The 16300-nt window shown below is 62.3% G+C and carries 20 protein-coding genes and 1 tRNA gene; 11 read left to right on the plus strand and 10 right to left on the minus strand.

The window, feature by feature from the left end; translation table 11 throughout:
- Positions 1 to 17: 17 nt before the first annotated feature.
- Positions 18 to 806 (plus strand): ABC transporter permease, encoded by a 789-nt coding sequence (locus SDENCHOL_RS12490; protein ID WP_067170258.1) that lies wholly within the window; start codon positions 18 to 20, stop codon positions 804 to 806.
- A 30-nt stretch (positions 807 to 836) separates the two neighbouring features.
- On the opposite strand, the gene SDENCHOL_RS12495 is transcribed toward SDENCHOL_RS12490, so the two are convergent.
- The 3 genes from SDENCHOL_RS12495 to SDENCHOL_RS12505 all read right to left on the minus strand — a co-directional run bounded on the left by SDENCHOL_RS12495 (position 837) and on the right by SDENCHOL_RS12505 (position 2804).
- Positions 837 to 1637 (minus strand): sulfite exporter TauE/SafE family protein, encoded by an 801-nt coding sequence (locus SDENCHOL_RS12495; protein ID WP_197706979.1) that lies wholly within the window; start codon positions 1635 to 1637, stop codon positions 837 to 839.
- Entirely contained in the window at positions 1637 to 2125 is a 489-nt protein-coding gene (locus tag SDENCHOL_RS12500; protein ID WP_067170262.1) for an EVE domain-containing protein, read from the minus strand. The genes SDENCHOL_RS12495 and SDENCHOL_RS12500 overlap by 1 nt, the downstream gene beginning before the upstream one ends.
- Before the next feature lie 112 nt (positions 2126 to 2237).
- Positions 2238 to 2804 carry a tetratricopeptide repeat protein gene (locus tag SDENCHOL_RS12505; protein ID WP_172955079.1) on the minus strand — a complete coding sequence of 189 codons (567 nt, stop codon included), beginning with the start codon at positions 2802 to 2804 and terminating at the stop codon, positions 2238 to 2240.
- Positions 2805 to 3186: 382 nt separating this feature from the next.
- Here SDENCHOL_RS12505 and SDENCHOL_RS12510 point away from each other — a divergent pair, with 382 nt between their 5' ends.
- Positions 3187 to 4008: a ParA family protein gene (locus tag SDENCHOL_RS12510; RefSeq protein ID WP_067170268.1), complete on the plus strand. Its 822-nt coding sequence runs from the start codon at positions 3187 to 3189 to the stop codon at positions 4006 to 4008.
- A 27-nt stretch (positions 4009 to 4035) separates the two neighbouring features.
- Here the strand turns inward: SDENCHOL_RS12510 and SDENCHOL_RS12515 are convergent, their stop codons facing one another.
- Positions 4036 to 4989, minus strand: a complete 954-nt coding sequence (locus tag SDENCHOL_RS12515) for an NAD-dependent epimerase/dehydratase family protein (RefSeq protein ID WP_067170271.1) — start codon at positions 4987 to 4989, stop codon at positions 4036 to 4038.
- Between the two features lie 56 nt (positions 4990 to 5045).
- A complete protein-coding gene (locus SDENCHOL_RS12520; protein ID WP_067170272.1) occupies positions 5046 to 7271 on the minus strand; it encodes a UvrD-helicase domain-containing protein in 2226 nt (741 codons plus the stop codon).
- Between the two features lie 102 nt (positions 7272 to 7373).
- On the opposite strand from SDENCHOL_RS12520, the gene SDENCHOL_RS12525 reads away from it, so the two are divergent.
- Positions 7374 to 7793 carry an acyl-CoA thioesterase gene (locus tag SDENCHOL_RS12525; protein WP_153011275.1) on the plus strand — a complete coding sequence of 140 codons (420 nt, stop codon included), beginning with the start codon at positions 7374 to 7376 and terminating at the stop codon, positions 7791 to 7793.
- 55 nt (positions 7794 to 7848) lie between these two features.
- Here the strand turns inward: SDENCHOL_RS12525 and SDENCHOL_RS12530 are convergent, their stop codons facing one another.
- Positions 7849 to 8331: a PhaM family polyhydroxyalkanoate granule multifunctional regulatory protein gene (locus SDENCHOL_RS12530; RefSeq protein ID WP_067170277.1), complete on the minus strand. Its 483-nt coding sequence runs from the start codon at positions 8329 to 8331 to the stop codon at positions 7849 to 7851.
- Positions 8332 to 8478: 147 nt separating this feature from the next.
- Here SDENCHOL_RS12530 and SDENCHOL_RS12535 point away from each other — a divergent pair, with 147 nt between their 5' ends.
- On the plus strand, positions 8479 to 9126 hold the full coding sequence (locus SDENCHOL_RS12535) for a response regulator transcription factor (RefSeq protein WP_067170280.1): 648 nt from the start codon (positions 8479 to 8481) through the stop codon (positions 9124 to 9126).
- A 56-nt stretch (positions 9127 to 9182) separates the two neighbouring features.
- Here SDENCHOL_RS12535 and SDENCHOL_RS12540 read toward each other — a convergent pair whose 3' ends face one another.
- A complete protein-coding gene (locus SDENCHOL_RS12540) occupies positions 9183 to 9923 on the minus strand; it encodes a hypothetical protein (RefSeq protein ID WP_231912983.1) in 741 nt (246 codons plus the stop codon).
- A gap of 148 nt (positions 9924 to 10071) precedes the next feature.
- Positions 10072 to 10878 carry a class I SAM-dependent methyltransferase gene (locus tag SDENCHOL_RS12545; protein ID WP_083522851.1) on the minus strand — a complete coding sequence of 269 codons (807 nt, stop codon included), beginning with the start codon at positions 10876 to 10878 and terminating at the stop codon, positions 10072 to 10074.
- 67 nt (positions 10879 to 10945) lie between these two features.
- On the opposite strand from SDENCHOL_RS12545, the gene SDENCHOL_RS12550 reads away from it, so the two are divergent.
- Together SDENCHOL_RS12550 and SDENCHOL_RS12555 are read left to right on the plus strand one after the other, a co-directional pair.
- A tRNA-Pro gene (locus SDENCHOL_RS12550) sits at positions 10946 to 11022 on the plus strand.
- Positions 11023 to 11371: 349 nt separating this feature from the next.
- Positions 11372 to 12046, plus strand: coding sequence for a hypothetical protein (locus SDENCHOL_RS12555; RefSeq protein WP_067170282.1), 675 nt, complete (start codon positions 11372 to 11374; stop codon positions 12044 to 12046).
- Between the two features lie 319 nt (positions 12047 to 12365).
- Here the strand turns inward: SDENCHOL_RS12555 and SDENCHOL_RS12560 are convergent, their stop codons facing one another.
- Complete coding sequence (locus tag SDENCHOL_RS12560; protein ID WP_231912984.1) at positions 12366 to 13049, minus strand: flavin reductase family protein; 684 nt, start codon at positions 13047 to 13049, stop codon at positions 12366 to 12368.
- On the opposite strand from SDENCHOL_RS12560, the gene SDENCHOL_RS12565 reads away from it, so the two are divergent.
- The 3 genes from SDENCHOL_RS12565 to SDENCHOL_RS12575 all read left to right on the plus strand — a co-directional run bounded on the left by SDENCHOL_RS12565 (position 13048) and on the right by SDENCHOL_RS12575 (position 14746).
- Positions 13048 to 13746, plus strand: a complete 699-nt coding sequence (locus SDENCHOL_RS12565; RefSeq protein ID WP_067170747.1) for an NAD-dependent deacylase — start codon at positions 13048 to 13050, stop codon at positions 13744 to 13746. The two genes, SDENCHOL_RS12560 and SDENCHOL_RS12565, sit on opposite strands and share 2 nt — an antisense overlap.
- Positions 13747 to 13967: 221 nt before the next feature.
- Entirely contained in the window at positions 13968 to 14255 is a 288-nt protein-coding gene (locus SDENCHOL_RS12570) for a DUF1778 domain-containing protein (RefSeq protein ID WP_067170288.1), read from the plus strand.
- Positions 14255 to 14746: a GNAT family N-acetyltransferase gene (locus SDENCHOL_RS12575; protein ID WP_067170289.1), complete on the plus strand. Its 492-nt coding sequence runs from the start codon at positions 14255 to 14257 to the stop codon at positions 14744 to 14746. Before SDENCHOL_RS12570 ends, SDENCHOL_RS12575 begins: the two co-directional genes overlap by 1 nt.
- Before the next feature lie 20 nt (positions 14747 to 14766).
- On the opposite strand, the gene SDENCHOL_RS12580 is transcribed toward SDENCHOL_RS12575, so the two are convergent.
- Positions 14767 to 14982, minus strand: a complete 216-nt coding sequence (locus tag SDENCHOL_RS12580; RefSeq protein ID WP_154717250.1) for a hypothetical protein — start codon at positions 14980 to 14982, stop codon at positions 14767 to 14769.
- A 26-nt stretch (positions 14983 to 15008) separates the two neighbouring features.
- Here SDENCHOL_RS12580 and SDENCHOL_RS12585 point away from each other — a divergent pair, with 26 nt between their 5' ends.
- Together SDENCHOL_RS12585 and SDENCHOL_RS12590 are read left to right on the plus strand one after the other, a co-directional pair.
- On the plus strand, positions 15009 to 15215 hold the full coding sequence (locus tag SDENCHOL_RS12585) for a hypothetical protein (protein WP_067170292.1): 207 nt from the start codon (positions 15009 to 15011) through the stop codon (positions 15213 to 15215).
- Positions 15216 to 15429: 214 nt separating this feature from the next.
- The gene (locus SDENCHOL_RS12590; RefSeq protein WP_067170295.1) at positions 15430 to 16257 is read left to right on the plus strand and encodes an HDOD domain-containing protein; all 828 of its coding nucleotides are present in this window, start codon (positions 15430 to 15432) and stop codon (positions 16255 to 16257) included.
- The last annotated feature ends 43 nt before the right edge of the window (positions 16258 to 16300 follow it).

Here is a 16300-nt window from a genome sequence, read left to right on the forward strand (position 1 = left end):
GGACACAGACCCGCACCATGCAGCTCGCAGCCCACCTCCACCTGCCCCGCTTCTCGCTGCGCGCCATCGCCGTCTGGCGGCGCAACTTCCTAGTCTGGCGCAAGCTGGCGCTGACCTCCGTGCTCGGCAATCTCGCCGACCCGATGATCTACCTGTTCGGTCTGGGCTATGGTCTGGGCAGCCTGCTGCCGGAAGTCGGCGGCGTCAGCTACATCGTCTTTCTCGCCAGCGGCACGGTATGTTCGAGCACCATGAATGCCGCTTCCTTCGAGACGCTGTACTCCGGCTTCTCGCGCATGCATGTGCAGAAGACCTGGGATGCCATCCTCAATGCCCCGCTCTCGCTCGACGACGTGCTGGCCGGCGAATGCCTGTGGGCGGCCAGCAAGGCCACATTGTCGGGCCTGGCCATACTCGCCGTCGTCGCCGCGCTGGGCCTGGTCCACTCGCCGCTGGCCCTGTGGGCCATCCCGGTGATCTTCTGCACCGGCCTGGCCTTTGCCGCCCTGGGCTTGATCGTCACCGCGCTGGCGAGGTCGTACGATTTCTTCATGTACTACTTCACCCTCTTCGTCACGCCGATGACGCTGCTGTGCGGCGTGTTCTTCCCGATCGACCGGCTGCCGGCCGCCCTGCAGGGCGTGGCCACGACGCTGCCGCTGGCGCATAGCGTGCTGCTGATTCGACCGCTCCTGCAAGGCAGCGTGCCGCAGGACATCGCCCTGCACGTCGGCGCCTTGCTGGCGACGGCGCTGCTGGCCTATTGGACGGCGCTGCTGCTGATCCGACGACGCCTGCTCGGATAGGGATAGCGTCCGCCACCTCTGGCGGACGACTCAGCCGAGCAGTCCATACAGCATCTTGGTCGCCAGCAGGGCGAGAAAGGCGCCAAAGGCGCGCTTCAACTGCGTGACCGGCAGGCGATGCGCCAACCTGGCGCCAAGCGGCGCGGTGGCAATCGACATGACGACGATGCCGGCCAGCGCCGGCAGATGGACGTAGCCGAGCGCCCACGCCGGCAGACCCTCGGCGCCCCAGCCGCTGAGGATGTAGCCCAGGGTGCCGGCAATGGCGATGGGAAAGCCGAGCGCCGAGGAAGTGCCGATCGCCTGATGAATGGCGACGTTGCACCAGAACATGAAGGGAATGGACAGGAATCCGCCGCCCGCCGAAACGAGGCTGGCAATGCAACCGATGAATGCGCCCGCAAGGAACAGGCCGGGACTGCCGGGCAGACGCCGCGTCGGCTTCGGCGTGAAGCCGATGCTCATCTGCAGCGCCGCGTAATAGACGATCGCCGTGAACAACACGCCGAGCGGACGCGTCGGGATGCTGCTGGCAATGAAGGTGCCGCCGAACGTGCCGGCCATCAATCCCGGCGCCATGTGCCTGACGATGTCCCAGCGCACGGCGGCGTGGCGGTGATGCGCGCGCATGCTGGAAACCGAAGTGAAGGCGATCGTGGCCATCGCCGTGCCCAGCGCCAGGTGCATCAGATGCGCCTCGGCGATGCCCTGCGCGGCAAACAGCATGAACAGCAGGGGAACCAGCATCAGCCCGCCGCCGACGCCGAACAGACCGGCGATGAAGCCGGCGAAGATGCCCAGCAGGGGATAACCCAGCCAGGCCCAACTCATCATCGCGCTGTGGCCCTTGCCGCCTTGATCCCGAGCAGCCGCTCACAGATGAAGCGCCATTCGGCCGGATCGACCGGGGTGATCGACAGCCGGTTGCCCTGCTGCAGGGTGCGCATGCGCGCCAGTTCGGGATGGGAGCGCAGCTCGCTGATGCTCACCAGACGGGTTTTCTGCAGGCAGCGCACATCGACGTGCACCCAGCGCGGCTTTTCCGGCGTGGCCTTGGGATCGTAGTAGTGGCTCTTGGGATTGAACTGCGTCTGGTCGGGATAAGCCGCCCGGCTCACCTCGGCCAGGCCGACGATACCCGGCTCCTTGCAGTTGGAGTGGTAGAAGAACACCTGGTCGCCAACCTTCATCTGATCGCGCATGAAATTGCGCGCCTGATAGTTGCGTACCCCGTCCCACGGCGTGGTCTGATTGGGCATGGCCAGAAAATCGTCGATCGAGAACCCCGCAGGTTCGGATTTCATCAGCCAGTAACGCACGTTCCCTCCCGCCACAGATCAAAACGGGGAATTCTACTCGCCCTCAAGGACGAGGCGGCAACGATGCGGCGCGGTACGACACGACGTGACGCGGTGCGAATCACGGCTTCCGCTATTGGCTCTCTTGCGGCGCCCGCAGCGCCGCCAGCCGCATCTGCGCCTGCCGCCGGTCGAAACCCGCCGGACGCTGCTCGGCGGCGGCCAGGGCGAGTCGATAGAAACGCAGCGCCTGTTGCGGCTGTTGCAGGGAATCGAAGCTGACTGCGAGATTGAAAAGGTAATCCGGATTGTCCGGCTCGATGCGGTAGGCCTGCAGGAAAGCGGCCTGCGCCTCGGGCCAGTCCGACCGGCTGGCCTGCAGATTGCCCAGCGCGTAATGCAACAGCGCCTCCTCGGGCTGTTGGGCGAGCAAGTCCCGCAAACGCGCTTCGGCCGCCTGCGGGGCCTGGCGCGCCTGCAGACCGATCAGGCCGACTTCGGCGCGAAGATCCCGGGGATCCGCCTGCAATGCGCGCTGGTAGTAATTCCCGGCGACGGCTTCCTGTCCCTGGCTCAGCGCAATTTCCGCCAGGCCATGCAGGGCGGCGCGATTGCCCGGTTCGACGGCCAGCACGCGCTGATATTCCATGTACGCCCGCCTGATATCGCCCTGCTGCAAGGCGGCCTGAGCCTGTTGCATGCTGACAGGCGCCGCTGCCGCCGCTGCCGACGCGGCAACAGGGGGGATGGTCGGCGGACTCGTGCAGCCAGGCATACGCCGCATAGACCAGCGCGCCGCCGAGCAGCAGGATGGCCGCCATCACGCCCGGCGACCTGCCTGGCCGGGGTGCGACGCGCGGCGTCATGGCAGGAACTGGCGAGGGCCGTCCGGGCGCAACCTGCGGCCGAATTTCCGCCGGCGCGCGGACACCGGCGCTGCGCGTCCGTTCGGCCTTTTTCAGCTCGTCCATCAGGTGGCTCATGTTTTGCTCCGCCAAGGCTGCATCAAATCCGCCGATGATAACCCGGCGCCACGGTGCGGTATGGCAGAATGTGCCGTTCGGCATTCAGTGGGGAGCATCATGAGACGCGTGGTTTTCAATCAGAAAGGCGGTGTCGGCAAGAGCACCATCACCTGCAATCTGGCGGCCGTCGGCGCGGCGCGCGGGGAAAAGACCCTGGTGATCGATCTCGACCCGCAAGCCAATACCACCCGTTACCTGTTGGGCGATGCGGCCGACGATCTGGAAGCCAGCGCCACCGAGTTCTTCGACCAGATGCTCAGTTTCAAGCTGCGCCCGCGCGCGACCGAAGAGTTCATCGTCGCCACGCCCTTCGACAACCTGCACCTGCTGCCCTCGCATGCTTCGCTCGAAGAACTGCAGGCCAAGCTGGAGTCGCGCTACAAGATCTACAAGCTGCGCGAAGCGCTCGAAGCGCTCGAAGGCTACGACCAGATCTGGATCGATACGCCGCCGGCGCTGCATTTCTACACGCGCTCGGCATTGATCGCCGCCGATCGCTGCCTGATTCCCTTCGACTGCGACGAATTCGCCCGGCGCGCGCTGTACGCGCTGCTCGACAACGTCGCCGAAATCCGCACCGATCACAACGATCAGTTGCAGGTCGAAGGCATCATCATCAACCAGTTCCAGTCGCGCGCCAGCCTGCCGCAGCAACTGGTCGATGAATTGCGCGGCGAAGGCCTGCCGGTGCTCGACACCCTGTTGTCGTCCTCGGTGAAGATCAAGGAATCGCACCAGCAATCGAAGCCGATGATCCACCTGGATGCGCGCCACAAGCTGGCGCAGGAATTCAGCGCGCTGTACGACGAGCTGGGCAAGGCGCAGAAAACCACCGGACGAAAGAAAACCGTGAAAAGCGCCAGCCGCCAACGCGGCTGAACCGCTCACGCTTCGCGACGACTGCGACTACTTCAGGATCTTGCGCATCGCCCACAGCACCAGCGGCCCGAGCGGCATCATGAGCCAGCGCAGGCCGCCCAGGCGACTGCGCATGTCGGCCTGGTAGTCGGTAAAACGGTGGTTCTGGAAGCGCAGGACATCCTGCGATTCGGTGGTATCCATCCAGGAAGTGTAGAAGCGCTCGCTGCCCAACATGTCGCGCGGCAGCTCGATGCCCAGCGCATTGATGGCGACGCTGAGAAACTCATGCTGAGTGACCCGGCAGTCGTGGCCGCCGCCGAGCAGGAAGATTCGGCCGACGGCGCGCGGGTTGTCGATGCTGTTGGCCACGGCGGTCGCCACGTCACATGGATGCACGTATTCGAGCGGATTGTCGTGACGCACGTTGAAGAGTTGGCGCATCGTCGCCAGATCGGCGCCCAGAGTGCGCGAATCGACCGACACGCCGACACGCAGCACGCACCAGGGGATGCCGCTTGCCGCCAGACGCTGCTCGATCTCGACTTTGTGGCGGGTGTAGTTGTCGGTCGGTGAAACCGGATCGTCGGCGCGCATCAGGCGGGTCATCGGCTCCGGAAAGCCGAATACCGTCACCGATGAGGGATAGATCAGCAGCGGTTTCTCCGCACACTGTTCGATGGCATCGATCAGGCGGAAAGTCGCCTCGACATTCACCGCACGCGCCAGCGCCGGCGCAGTCTCGGTCAGCGGCGGCAGAATCGCGCCCAGATGCACGACCGCCGCAACGTCTTTCAGCAGCGGCTGGAATTCCAGCTTGCGCAAGTCGGCCCAGATCACTTCGTCATACAAATCGCCCAGCTTGCCGGCGACCTTGCGGTTCGCCGGGTTGTCGAGATCCATCGCCAGCAGGCGATGGCCGCGTTGCTTGAGCTCGGCAAGCACCATCTGGCCAAGGCGGCCAAAGGCACCGGTGACGATTACGGACTTGCTGGGATTCATGAACGACCTCGTTGCGATTGCATGGATTTGCGTGGGCTTATATGGATTACGCTGAGTCAGGCTGGCGTCAGCTTGGCCACGGCAAGCGCCAGCCATTTACTGCCGGCATGGGTGAAATTCACCTGCACGCGCGCGTCCTGGCCCGAACCTTCGGCGTTGATGATGACGCCTCGGCCGAACTTGTCGTGCATCACGCTCTGGCCGACGGCAAAACCGCTTGGCTCATCGCGCTGCAAGGCAGCGATCTCTGCCTTGCGGGTATCGTTGCCGTAACTGCCGTTTCGTGCAGCGCCGAAAGCATAAGCGCTGCCGGCATTGCGCAGTTGCGGCGTCAGCCACTTCAGCAGCGGCTGCGGAATCTCGTCGAGAAAGCGCGAGACGATGTTGTAGCGCGTCTGGCCATGCAGCATGCGCGTCTGCGCGAACGACAGATAGAGGCGCTGGCGGGCGCGCGTCACGGCAACGTACATCAGGCGCCGCTCCTCCTCCACGCCCCGGGTTTCGAGCAGGGCATTCTCGTGCGGGAACAGTCCTTCTTCCAGACCGCTGATGAAGACGATGTTGAACTCCAGCCCCTTGGCGGCATGCACGGTCATCAGTTGCACGGCATCGTCGCCGTCCTCTGCCTGGTGATCGCCCGCCTCCAGGGCGGCATGCGTCAGGAAGGCGATCAGCTCGCCTTCGTCCGCGGCAGCGGCATCATCATCTGCCGCTATGGGACGACGATCCTCCTCGGCAACGAAGCTGGCGGCGGCGGTCACCAGTTCGTCGAGGTTGGCCAGGCGGTCCTGGCCTTCCCGGTCGTTGCGATAGTGCTCGCGCAGGCCGGACAGTTCGACGACATGGTCAATCACCTCGGGCAGCGGCAAGCCGGCAGCGCCCTCGCGCATCCGGTCGAGCAAGCCGGAAAAATTCTGCAGCACGCTCTGCGCCTTGCCGGCAAGATGGACTATCGCCTGGTGCAGGCTGCACTGATGCAGCCTGGCCGCATCGGCAAGCTGCTCCAGGGAGCGCGCGCCGATGCCGCGCGTCGGGAAGTTGACGACACGCGCGAAGGCCGTATCGTCGTCGGGATTGGCGAGCAGGCGCAGATAGGCCAGCGCATGCTTGATTTCCTGGCGCTCGAAAAAGCGCAGGCCGCCATACACGCGATACGGCAGACCGGCGGAAAACAGCGCGTGCTCCAGCACCCGCGACTGGGCGTTCGAACGATAGAGCAGCGCGATCTCGCTGCGCGCGCGGCCGTCGCGCATCAGCGCCCTGATTTCCTCGACGATCCAGCGCGCCTCTTCGAGATCGCTGGCGGCTTCAAAGACGCACAGCGGCTCGCCGCTGCCGGCCTCGGTCCACAGATTCTTGCCCAGGCGCGTTTCGTTGTGCTTGATGATGGCGTTGGCCGCATCGAGGATGTTGCCCTGCGAACGGTAGTTCTGTTCGAGGCGGATCACCTCCGGCACGGCGAACTCGCGTTCGAAGGCGTGCATGTTGCCGACATCCGCGCCGCGAAAGGCGTAGATCGACTGGTCGTCATCCCCCACGGCAAACACCGCCGCGCCGGCGCCGCCGTCCGACAACAGCTTCAGCCAGCGGTATTGCAGCTTGTTGGTGTCCTGGAATTCATCGACCAGGATGTGGCGGAACCGCTGCTGATAATGGTTGCGCACAGGCTCGTTGCGCTCCAGCAACTCGAAGCTGCGCAGCAGCAGCTCGGCGAAGTCGACCACGCCTTCGCGCTGGCACTGCTGCTCGTAGGCCGCGTACAACTCGACGCGTTTTCTGCTGTAGTCATCCCAGGCCTCGACCGCCGCCGGCCGCTCGCCCTGCTCCTTGTGGGCATTGATGAAATGCTGCAGATCGCGCGGCGGAAACTTTTCGTCATCGACATTCAGCGACTTCAGCAGGCGCTTGATCGCCGAAAGCTGATCGGACTGATCGAGGATCTGGAACATCTGCGGCAGTCCCGCCTCGCGATGATGCGCGCGCAACAGGCGGTTGCACAGGCCATGAAAGGTGCCGATCCACATGCTGCGGGTGTTGACCGGCAACATGGCCGACAGGCGCGCCAGCATCTCCTTCGCCGCCTTGTTGGTGAAGGTCACGGCGAGAATATTGTGCGGACCGGCCAGCCCTTGCGCCAGCAGCCAGGCGATGCGCGTGGTCAGCACGCGCGTCTTGCCGCTGCCGGCGCCGGCAAGGATCAAGGCATGGCGCGGTTCCAGGGTGACCGCAGCGAGCTGCTCGGCATTGAGCCCGGAAAGAAGATGGGGAGACGAAACGGACATAAGCGGCGAATTATACGCAGCGCCCCGGAACATCTGGCGCTTGGCTATACTTGACAGCCCATCCCCTGCCCATCCCGAGCCCGAAGCCTGGAGTCAGCCATCATGAGCCACAAGGAAGTGGAAGCAGTCCTGCTGCCCGACGAACAACCGATCCTGCGCGTCGTGCCGATGCCGGCCGACGTGAATGCGGCCGGCGACATCTTCGGCGGCTGGGTGATGTCGCAAGTCGATATCGCCGGTGGCGTCGTCGCCGTCCAGGTCGCGCGCGGACGCATCGCCACCGTCGCGGTCAATGCCTTCCAGTTCAGGCAACCCATTTCAGTCGGCGACGTGGTCAGCTTCTACGGCAAGGTGGCACGCATCGGCCGCACCTCGATCACCGTCGATGTCCAGGTGTATGCGGAACGCTACCGGCCCTGCACGGAGAAACCGCTGGTCGTCAAGGTCACCGAAGCCACGCTGACCTATGTGGCAACCGGCAGCGACGGCAGCAAACGCGAAATCTGCCTGCCCGCAAGCTGAAGCCGGGCCAGCTCGGCGCGGCACCCGCCATGCCGCTGCATGGCTCGCTGCATGACTACTTCTTTCCCGCCTTCCTGCGCGCGGCCGGCTTCGGTTTTGCCGCGGGTCCATCGGTACTGCCAGCCGCTCCCGCCTCGTTTCCGGCCGCCGGTTGCTGCATGAAATTCCACGGCCAGAGCGCCGGATTCATCATCGTATCCAGCGCCACCTGAGCAAAGGGATTGGCCGCGCCGGCCGAATCTGCCGCTGCCGTTGCTGTTCCCTGCTCGCCGGCATCCATGGCCGCCCGCACCGACTGGCCCATCGCCTGCACCGTCATCAGCGCGACCCGCTGCATCTCCAATCCTTGAATCGTCATTTGCAGCATGTTCAGATTGGTCTTCAGCCAGCCTTCGACCGCCTTGAGATCGGCAATCCGCTTGCCGATCTCATCCACATCCACCGTCGGCGTCACCATGCCGGGGAGGGAAAATCCCATGCTGTTCCACATGGATTTCAGGAAGTCCAGCGAGTCAGCGGCAGATGATTCCTTTGACATATTCATGACTCCGGGAAATAATAGGTGGATACTACTCCAAGGCCATACTGCCCGGCGTGACAAAATGCTTTGTTTTCACCATTCCCCTTCGTTAGCATGGCGCGTCAGCCGATTCGTCGGGCTGTCATGGAAACAGGAAATGACTGCATGAAACTGCTGATCGTCGAAGACCACGCACTGGTGCGTGAAGGTTTGCTGCATACGCTGAAAAAACTGGGCCGCGACGTCGTCTGCAATGGCGTACAGAATGCCGAGGAGGCGCTGGCGCTGCTCGAAAAAGAGGGCAGCGAACACTACGGTCTGTGCCTGCTCGACCTGATGCTGCCCGGCCTCAACGGCATGGGCTGCCTGGGTGTATTACGCAAACGCTTTCCGGCCTTGCCCGTGGTCATCATTTCGGCACTCGATGATCGCAACACGATAGAGCGCGCCATGCGTGCCGGGGCTTCCGGCTTCATCAGCAAATCCAGTCCCGGCGCAGTCCTGCTGAATGCCCTGCGCACCGTATTGGCCGGTGACGTCTATGTTCCAAGGGTATTTCACGATGAAATCCTCATGCGGGGCAAACGCAACAGCAACGCTTCACTGGCCGAGCAATACAATCTGACCACGGCGCAGATGCGGGTGCTCGAACCGCTGGTGCAGGGCAAAACCAACCGGCAGATCAGCGAACTGCTGGGCCTGACCGAAGGCACGATCAAGGTGCACGTATCCGCCATCCTCAAGGCGCTCAATGTCGACAACCGCTCGCAGGCGCTGCTGCTCGTCAAGGAACACAAGTCGAACAAGCTTTGAGCGTCCTGCGGACTGACAGTGGCAGCGCAGTACGGAAAGCGGCAACGCCAGCGGCGTCAAACGCCGTAGCCGAAGCGGACCGGCGCAGGAAACCGGCCAGGCGGCGGATTCGGCGGCGTCTGGGCGCCAGTCTCGACGATATTTCCGCCACTTCGCGCATGTTTGCGGGTATGCGCGACCGGCTCGCCAGAGACTTCCAATTGCAGCAGATCGATCACCTGGCAGGAGACGCTGCGGCAGGCATTCGCCAGTGCCGTCGGCAAGGCAAGCGGCATCTGTTTCTGCAGCAGCAGCTTGCTTGCCGAAAGCGCGGATACCGGATCCAGAATCCGGTCCTGATATTGCGAAAGGAATTCACGCATCGCCCGGTCCGCCGCGTCACGCTGCCAGGCATTGGTCGGCCATTGCATGGGTACGGCGTAGGCGCGCGGAAACCTTTCCAGATCGCGCGTCACGGTACGAATGTCCTCGTGGGAATCACGAAACGGCAGCAGCACCAGATCCGCCAGACCATACAGCCGATGATCCATTTCGGTGCGGTTGCCGCCGCCATCGACCACGCCCAGCCAGGCATCGAGCGCGCGAATCTTCTCCATGACCTTGCCCAGCGTCTCGTGCGTGCGGGCATCCGCCGTCAGATAGCGGCGATTGACGGGATCCAGCGGCTCGCGGTCGGTATCCGTCAGCACGCAGACGGAACGCTGACCCAGCAGACCCAGCCCCTGGCAAAGCATGTGGGAAAGCGTGGTCTTGCCGGTACCGCCCTTGTTGCCGATGACACAAATGATGTCCGCCATGTAAGCCTCTCCAGATTCCACCGCCCCGCCACCATCGCATCGGTGCAAATACCCATGAAACAAAGCAAGGTCACGGGTACGCGGCAGGTTGGCATTATTGGCGAAGGCCGAAGCCGACAAAGCCGGGAAATGCGCGGCAATCGAGCCTTTATTCCTCGCCGCCGCCCGGCATGCGATAACAGTAAAGCCGGGTCTCGCGCCGGTCGGCAACGACGAGCTGCGATTCCGGCGCCACTTCGGGAACCGCAAAGCTGTTGCTGATCAACAGACTGTCAGGCCGCATCTGCGACCTGGCCAACGCATGCAGACGCGGCATCGGAGCCGGCGACAGGAAGGCATACACGACATCGAAGGGCGCCAGCGAAACGCGCCAGAAGTCACCATAGCGGATCTGCAGATTGCCGTGGCCACTGGCCGCCAGCCTGGCCCACAGCCAGGGCAACGGCGCATGCTCCACGCCGACGAATTCGCAATCGGGACGCGCCTTGGCCAAATGACGCAACAGGCCGCCATGACCGCAGCCAAGATCGACCAGCCGGCACGGCGTATTCGGCAACAAGCGCAGCACGGCGGCGGCGGTCGCCGGATTGGACAGATACAGCGGCACCTGGCTGCGGTCGATGCGCCAATAGAACAACAGCAGCAGAACGAAGCCCGCCAGATACCAGCCCGACGCGATTTCCAGCCGGCTGGCCAGCAGCACGGCCGGCAAAAACCCCAGATGCAGGGGAATCCACCAGCGCGGCGCGCCGAGCAACTGTCCGATCAGCGCCGCCAGCACCGCCTGCAGCAGCACCGCTTGCAACAGTGAAGCGAGTACGCCCGGCAGCGCATACGCCAGCGTCGCCGCCAGCACGATACCGGCCATCTGGGCCAGCAGAGCCTGACGCAAGGGGTGAGCGGAGCGGCGCAAAAACATCGCCGGATGATAGCCCAGCTCGGCGCGCTGGCGCATGAATCGAGCGCTCCACCGGCAACGCAACTGCCGCAAGCGCCGATATCTCTGATACAATTCGCCGCTTCGGGGCGTAGCGCAGCCTGGTAGCGCACTTGCATGGGGTGCAAGGGGTCGCGAGTTCGAATCCCGCCGTCCCGACCAATGGAATCAAGCACTTGGGCCAGTCTTCGGACTGGCCCAAATGTTTTTTTGGGATTGGTTCTCAAAAAAGTGCCCAACGAAGTGTCCAACAACCGCCATGGATTAGTGGGGTTGTCGGCCAATCACTTTGCGAACAATTGTCGCGATTGCCACCCACGTACAGTACGCGAGCCGTAGCGGAGGCCGAAGGAAGTCCCTGTGGGACGCCTCACCCATGAAATTCATGGAGCACTGGATCTCGACTCAGCATGAATCGAAACTCGCTGCATAATGCCGTTGGGTTAGAAGATGAAAAACAGAGGGAGGCTCATGCACAAGGGCCACATTCATTTCCACTGGAGAGAAAACCATGATTCATAAGTTCGCAGTCCTGGCTGTTGTAAGCACACTTTGCTCGCCGGTGTTGGCCGGGGGCAATGCGCTTCCGCTAAAGGAAGTCAACGCATTGAGACAGCAAGGATATTCGGTACGAACCATTACTCCGATCTTTGGTCAGCTAGTCACATTTTCATTTCCCAAAGGGTTCGTACCTGCGTTCGAGGATACAAAAGGTGGCCAATACATTCAAGAACTGGTCCTCGAAGGAGAGAACGTAAAGAAGTGGTCTCAGATGGTTACGATCACAGGAGCAAAGGGGCTTGCTTCAAATCCAAACGTAACGCCAGCGCGATTCGCCGACAACATGGCGGGCGGTTTCAAACGTGTGTGCCCAGACTCATACACCGCCACTGGCCTTGGTGAAATCAAGTTCGGTAGCCATGACGGATTTGTCGCCGTCGTGAGTTGCGGGGTCGCAAGCCCCGTCGGAGAGTCTTACAGCGAATCCATGCTCCTGATCGTTATCAAGGGCGAGAGCGACTACTACACCATCCAGTGGGCTGAGAGGGGTAAGGCATCGAAGACTCCGATCAAGTTCGACAATGCCAAATGGTCTGGTAGATTCAAAAAACTTACACCGATCAAGCTGTGCCCTATTGTCCCTGGGGAGCCGGCTCCTTATCCCAGTTGCACCAATCGCACGTAATGTCATCCGCACTCCCAACGACCAAGGTTAATTCTGGTTTTTGAAGCTCGGACGCCCGTACCCTGAGCGATTTTTCGAACGCAAGGAATTCCATGACCACGATCTATCGAAGAAGACGCGCATCCAATCGTGAGCTTCCCCCAAAATTTCGTCCTCCAAGGAATAGGGTATAACGCTCCGTAAATCTGGAAGGAGAAGTTGAGGAAGATAGCGAATTCGAATCCCGCCGCTCCAGCCAATGGAAACAAGCATTTGGGCCAGTCTTCGGACTGGCCCAAATGTTTTTCGGGCATCGAGCCTGCCTTGCCGATGACCGATTTCAGACGCCGGACGGCAGTTTGGAAGCCATCATGCTTCGCCGGTCGAGCTTGCGGCCATCGACGATGAACGTCCCATCGCCCACGGCGTGTATGCGCCGACGCTCCCTGCGTTCCGGATCGATGTGGGCCACTATCGCCTTCAACACGACGATGCCGTAACGATCGATGACGTCGGCAACCTTGCATTCGATGTTGGCCAGGCACTCCTTGATCAATGGCGCCTTGACGAATTTTCCCGGCACGGCCGTCAGGCCGAACCTGGCGAACTTGTCGGTATCGCTCCCGGAGCATGTACCGATGCCCACGACCGTATCCAGCAGGTCTACCGTGGGAATGGCGATCACGCACTCGCGTTGTTTGCGCAAAGCCCCGAACGAATGGTTCCATGCACCCGTCGCGATGGCGAACGCCGGGGTGAAATCCATCACCATCGTCCACGATATGGTCATGATGTTGGGCTTGCGCCCATCATAGGTGGTCACCAGGACCACCGGGCCGGGTTCGATCAGGGTAAAGGCCTTGGCTAACGCCAGCGTTCGCATGTCGACATCTCCAGCAGCATGGACGGGTAGGCGACGGATGATGGCATATTGTAACCAGCGACATGGCTCACTGGCGCTGGACAGCCTCGCCATTGCAATCATGAAACAATCCATGCCTGAGCCTGAAAGGGAAATCATCATGTCCAACCAGGAACACATCGTCATCTTCACTGGCGCGGGCGTTTCCGCCGAAAGCGGCATCGCCACCTTCCGCGACGCGAACGGCCTGTGGGAAAAGCACCGACCGGAAGAAGTGGCCCACATCGCTGCCTGGCGGCGCGACCCGGAACTGGTGCTGCGCTTTTACAACCAGCGCTGGGCGCAACTGCAAACCGTGCAGCCCAACGCGGCGCATCACGCCATTGCGGAACTGGAAGAAAATTTCAATGTGACCGTCATCACGCAGAACGTGGACGACCTGCACGAGCGCGCCGGTTCCACCAAGGTCATCCACCTGCACGGCGAACTGCTGAAGGCCTGTGAAACGCATGACAAGTCACGCACCTATCCTTATGCGCAACCGCTGAAGCTGGGCGACCTCGGCCCCACGGGACGGCAGTTGCGGCCCTTCATCGTCTGGTTCGGCGAAGATGTGCCGCTGATGCCCCTGGCGCAGGAAATCGTTTCCACGGCCAGCACCTTCATCGTCGTCGGCACCTCGCTCAATGTCTATCCCGCCGCCGCTCTGGTCCACGACGCGCTGATCGCCCGGCGAAAATTCCTGGTGAACAAGGAGCCCGCGCTGGACAACCTGGCGATTCGGGACGAAGACTGGCAGCAGTTCATCGGCCCGGCGACGGAGGGAATACGACGGGTGAGGGATGTGTTGTTGGGGTAGAGGCAGCGGTAATGGATTCGTGCAACCGCGTACCGTACGCCATCGAGCAGAACAATGACAGACTCGGCAAGGGTGATTGCGTGGTTTCGGCGATGCCGTGCCCCATATAAGGCGAAACGCCGTCAATTCTCGAAGACGATGCCTGCAGCAATCCACCGAGCGAAGTAATGACGATGACACTACGCACATGCTACACTGCGCACAATCAAGGAGGTTTCCCCATGACGGCCAGCACTGTGATTGCCAAACGCGACACCCTCAACCTGCGCATCAAGCCGCAAGTACGCGATCTGATCGATCGTGCAGCCAAGGTACGTGGCAAGAACCGCACGGACTTCATCCTCGATGCCGCGCGTCAGGCAGCAGAAGAAGCGCTGCTTGACCAGGCGCTGATACAGGTGAGTCCCGAAGCCTATGCCGAGTTTCTGGCACGTCTGGATCGCCCGGCGGCTGCCAACGTCCGCCTGCAAAAGACCCTGCAAACACCCGCACCCTGGGACCAGGCGTAATGCTGGCAGCTCCCGCGCCGCTGACGGCACACCACGAAACCAATACATTCACCTGTGGCGTCGAGAGCCTGGATCACTGGCTCAGGCAGCGGGCATTGAAGAACCAGATTTCCGGCGCTTCACGTACCTTTGTCGTTTGTGAGGATCAGCGAGTTCTCGCCTACTACGCGCTGGCCAGCAGTGCCGTCGCTGCCAAACTTGCAACCGGGCGTCTGCGGCGCAACATGCCTGACCCGATTCCCATTGTGGTATTGGGTCGTCTGGCCATAGACCAGAGTCTGCACGGTCAGGGGATTGGCCGCGCCCTGGTGCGCGATGCCTGCCTGCGTGTGGTCGCGGCAGCGGACGCCATTGGTATTCGCGGCATGCTGGTACATGCACTCTCACCCGAAGCACAGGCGTTTTATGCGCATGTGGGTTTCGAGCCTTCGCCGCTGGAGCCCATGACCCTGATGGCCACCATCGCTGATGTGCGTGCCGGGCTGGGCTGATTCGAATCCCGCCGTCCCGGTCACTCGAAGCAACGCAAAGGCAGTGCCGCGCGCCGGGTCGCATTGGAAACATTACAAAAACAATTCAAGCCAATGAATTTATTGCCGTTATTCATTGCAAGCGTCATTTTTGCATCGTGACGTGACCCTGCCGGCATCGGTTGCGCGATGCGGGCAATCCCCAGTCCCAGTGAATACGCCACTTGCCGGAGAGCCTTGCATCCCTTTGCGCTCATGAGTGGCTGGTTTATTGGAGGTCAGAATGGCACTCGATACCTTGCCCGCCTTGCTCCGGATACCGACGGTGAGCGCCATACCGGATACCAGCCAGACCAATCCGGATGACAGGAAACGTCGTGAGCAGCCGCGCGACCACCACGAGCAGTCGCCGGAAGAAACGCCGCACACACAGCCGGTCGTCAATATCGATGGCCAGATCACCGGCCGACTGATCGATACGACGGCCTGATCCGCCCGCGTCCCTCGGTGGCCGCGGCATCTTGCCGGCCAGCACGCCAGCCAGCCATTGCTATAGTGACCTATGTCACTTGCCGCAATCCATCGACGCCGGCCGCCGCTGCAAGACGTGAGAGAATCCGCCTCTGCATGAAGGAATGCACGGCAGATGAGCGACGAAGCTTGCCGCGCGACTTGCCAGCGGAAATTGCCGCCACAGGACTGCCATGAAGCTGACCGCACTTTTCAATCACGAAAACGCGCTGCCCACCTCGCCCCAGATCATCCAGGAGCTGATCGAAAGCTTCCGCGATGAAAATATTTCCAGTGACGAACTGGCGCGCAAGATTGCGCTCAATCCGGTACTCGGCGCCAATGTGCTGCGACTGGCCAATTCGCCCTACTACCACGTCTCGCGCCAGGTCGGCAGCATCAGGGACGCCATTGCCATGCTCGGTTTCGTTACCGTGCGCACGCTGGTGATCACCTGCGGCCTGGTTGCCCGCTTCAAGGCCACGCCGGGCATCGAGCTCCGGCAGTTCTGGCGCTACAGCCTGTCCACTGCGGTTGCGGGCAAGTGGCTGGCCGCCAAAACCGGCGAGAACGCCGAACTGGCCTTCACCATCGGCATCGTCCATGGGCTTGGCCAGTTGATGCTGCACCTCGGTCTGCCCGAGCAGGCCGGTACGCTGGACAAGATCACCAGCATCTACAGCGAAAACCGCTTGCAAATGGAGCGGGACGTCTTCGACTTCACCTATGCCGACGTCAGCGCCGAACTGGTCGCCCGCTGGAAGTTTCCGGATGCCATGGTCGAGGCGATACGCGCCTTCTCGCGGCCCTTCGAGAAGGAGACCCTGAACCGTCAGGGGACCATCCTCCATCTGGCCGCCTGGCTGGCGCGCATGGATGAACTGGGCTTCGATGCCGCCGCCCGCCAGGCCGCCTGTCCGCGCGATGTGGCCGGATTGCTGGGCCTGGCTCCCGAAGTCCTGCTTGCGGAAATTCCCTCTCTCGGCGAATTGCGCGCCGGCCTCGAAGACCTGATGCCATAGCCGCGGACAACCCGCATCGGGACGATCGCGCGCGCCGGCGGGT

The sequence above is a fragment of the Sterolibacterium denitrificans genome (assembly GCF_900174485.1).
GTDB lineage: Bacteria > Pseudomonadota > Gammaproteobacteria > Burkholderiales > Rhodocyclaceae > Sterolibacterium > Sterolibacterium denitrificans.

Coding starts and splice junctions, on each gene's coding strand:
- SDENCHOL_RS12565 (WP_067170747.1), top strand. CDS start 13,048: ATGTCCAACCAGGAACACATCGTCATCTTCACTGGCGCGGGCGTTTCC.
- SDENCHOL_RS12580 (WP_154717250.1), bottom strand. CDS start 14,982: ATGAGCGCAAAGGGATGCAAGGCTCTCCGGCAAGTGGCGTATTCACTG.
- SDENCHOL_RS12585 (WP_067170292.1), top strand. CDS start 15,009: ATGGCACTCGATACCTTGCCCGCCTTGCTCCGGATACCGACGGTGAGC.
- SDENCHOL_RS12515 (WP_067170271.1), bottom strand. CDS start 4,989: ATGAATCCCAGCAAGTCCGTAATCGTCACCGGTGCCTTTGGCCGCCTT.
- SDENCHOL_RS12570 (WP_067170288.1), top strand. CDS start 13,968: ATGACGGCCAGCACTGTGATTGCCAAACGCGACACCCTCAACCTGCGC.
- SDENCHOL_RS12535 (WP_067170280.1), top strand. CDS start 8,479: ATGAAACTGCTGATCGTCGAAGACCACGCACTGGTGCGTGAAGGTTTG.
- SDENCHOL_RS12560 (WP_231912984.1), bottom strand. CDS start 13,049: ATGATGATTTCCCTTTCAGGCTCAGGCATGGATTGTTTCATGATTGCA.
- SDENCHOL_RS12540 (WP_231912983.1), bottom strand. CDS start 9,923: ATGGCGGACATCATTTGTGTCATCGGCAACAAGGGCGGTACCGGCAAG.
- SDENCHOL_RS12525 (WP_153011275.1), top strand. CDS start 7,374: ATGAGCCACAAGGAAGTGGAAGCAGTCCTGCTGCCCGACGAACAACCG.
- SDENCHOL_RS12545 (WP_083522851.1), bottom strand. CDS start 10,878: ATGCGCCAGCGCGCCGAGCTGGGCTATCATCCGGCGATGTTTTTGCGC.
- SDENCHOL_RS12505 (WP_172955079.1), bottom strand. CDS start 2,804: ATGCAACAGGCTCAGGCCGCCTTGCAGCAGGGCGATATCAGGCGGGCG.
- SDENCHOL_RS12490 (WP_067170258.1), top strand. CDS start 18: ATGCAGCTCGCAGCCCACCTCCACCTGCCCCGCTTCTCGCTGCGCGCC.
- SDENCHOL_RS12575 (WP_067170289.1), top strand. CDS start 14,255: ATGCTGGCAGCTCCCGCGCCGCTGACGGCACACCACGAAACCAATACA.
- SDENCHOL_RS12590 (WP_067170295.1), top strand. CDS start 15,430: ATGAAGCTGACCGCACTTTTCAATCACGAAAACGCGCTGCCCACCTCG.
- SDENCHOL_RS12530 (WP_067170277.1), bottom strand. CDS start 8,331: ATGTCAAAGGAATCATCTGCCGCTGACTCGCTGGACTTCCTGAAATCC.
- SDENCHOL_RS12510 (WP_067170268.1), top strand. CDS start 3,187: ATGAGACGCGTGGTTTTCAATCAGAAAGGCGGTGTCGGCAAGAGCACC.
- SDENCHOL_RS12520 (WP_067170272.1), bottom strand. CDS start 7,271: ATGTCCGTTTCGTCTCCCCATCTTCTTTCCGGGCTCAATGCCGAGCAG.
- SDENCHOL_RS12495 (WP_197706979.1), bottom strand. CDS start 1,637: ATGAGTTGGGCCTGGCTGGGTTATCCCCTGCTGGGCATCTTCGCCGGC.
- SDENCHOL_RS12555 (WP_067170282.1), top strand. CDS start 11,372: ATGATTCATAAGTTCGCAGTCCTGGCTGTTGTAAGCACACTTTGCTCG.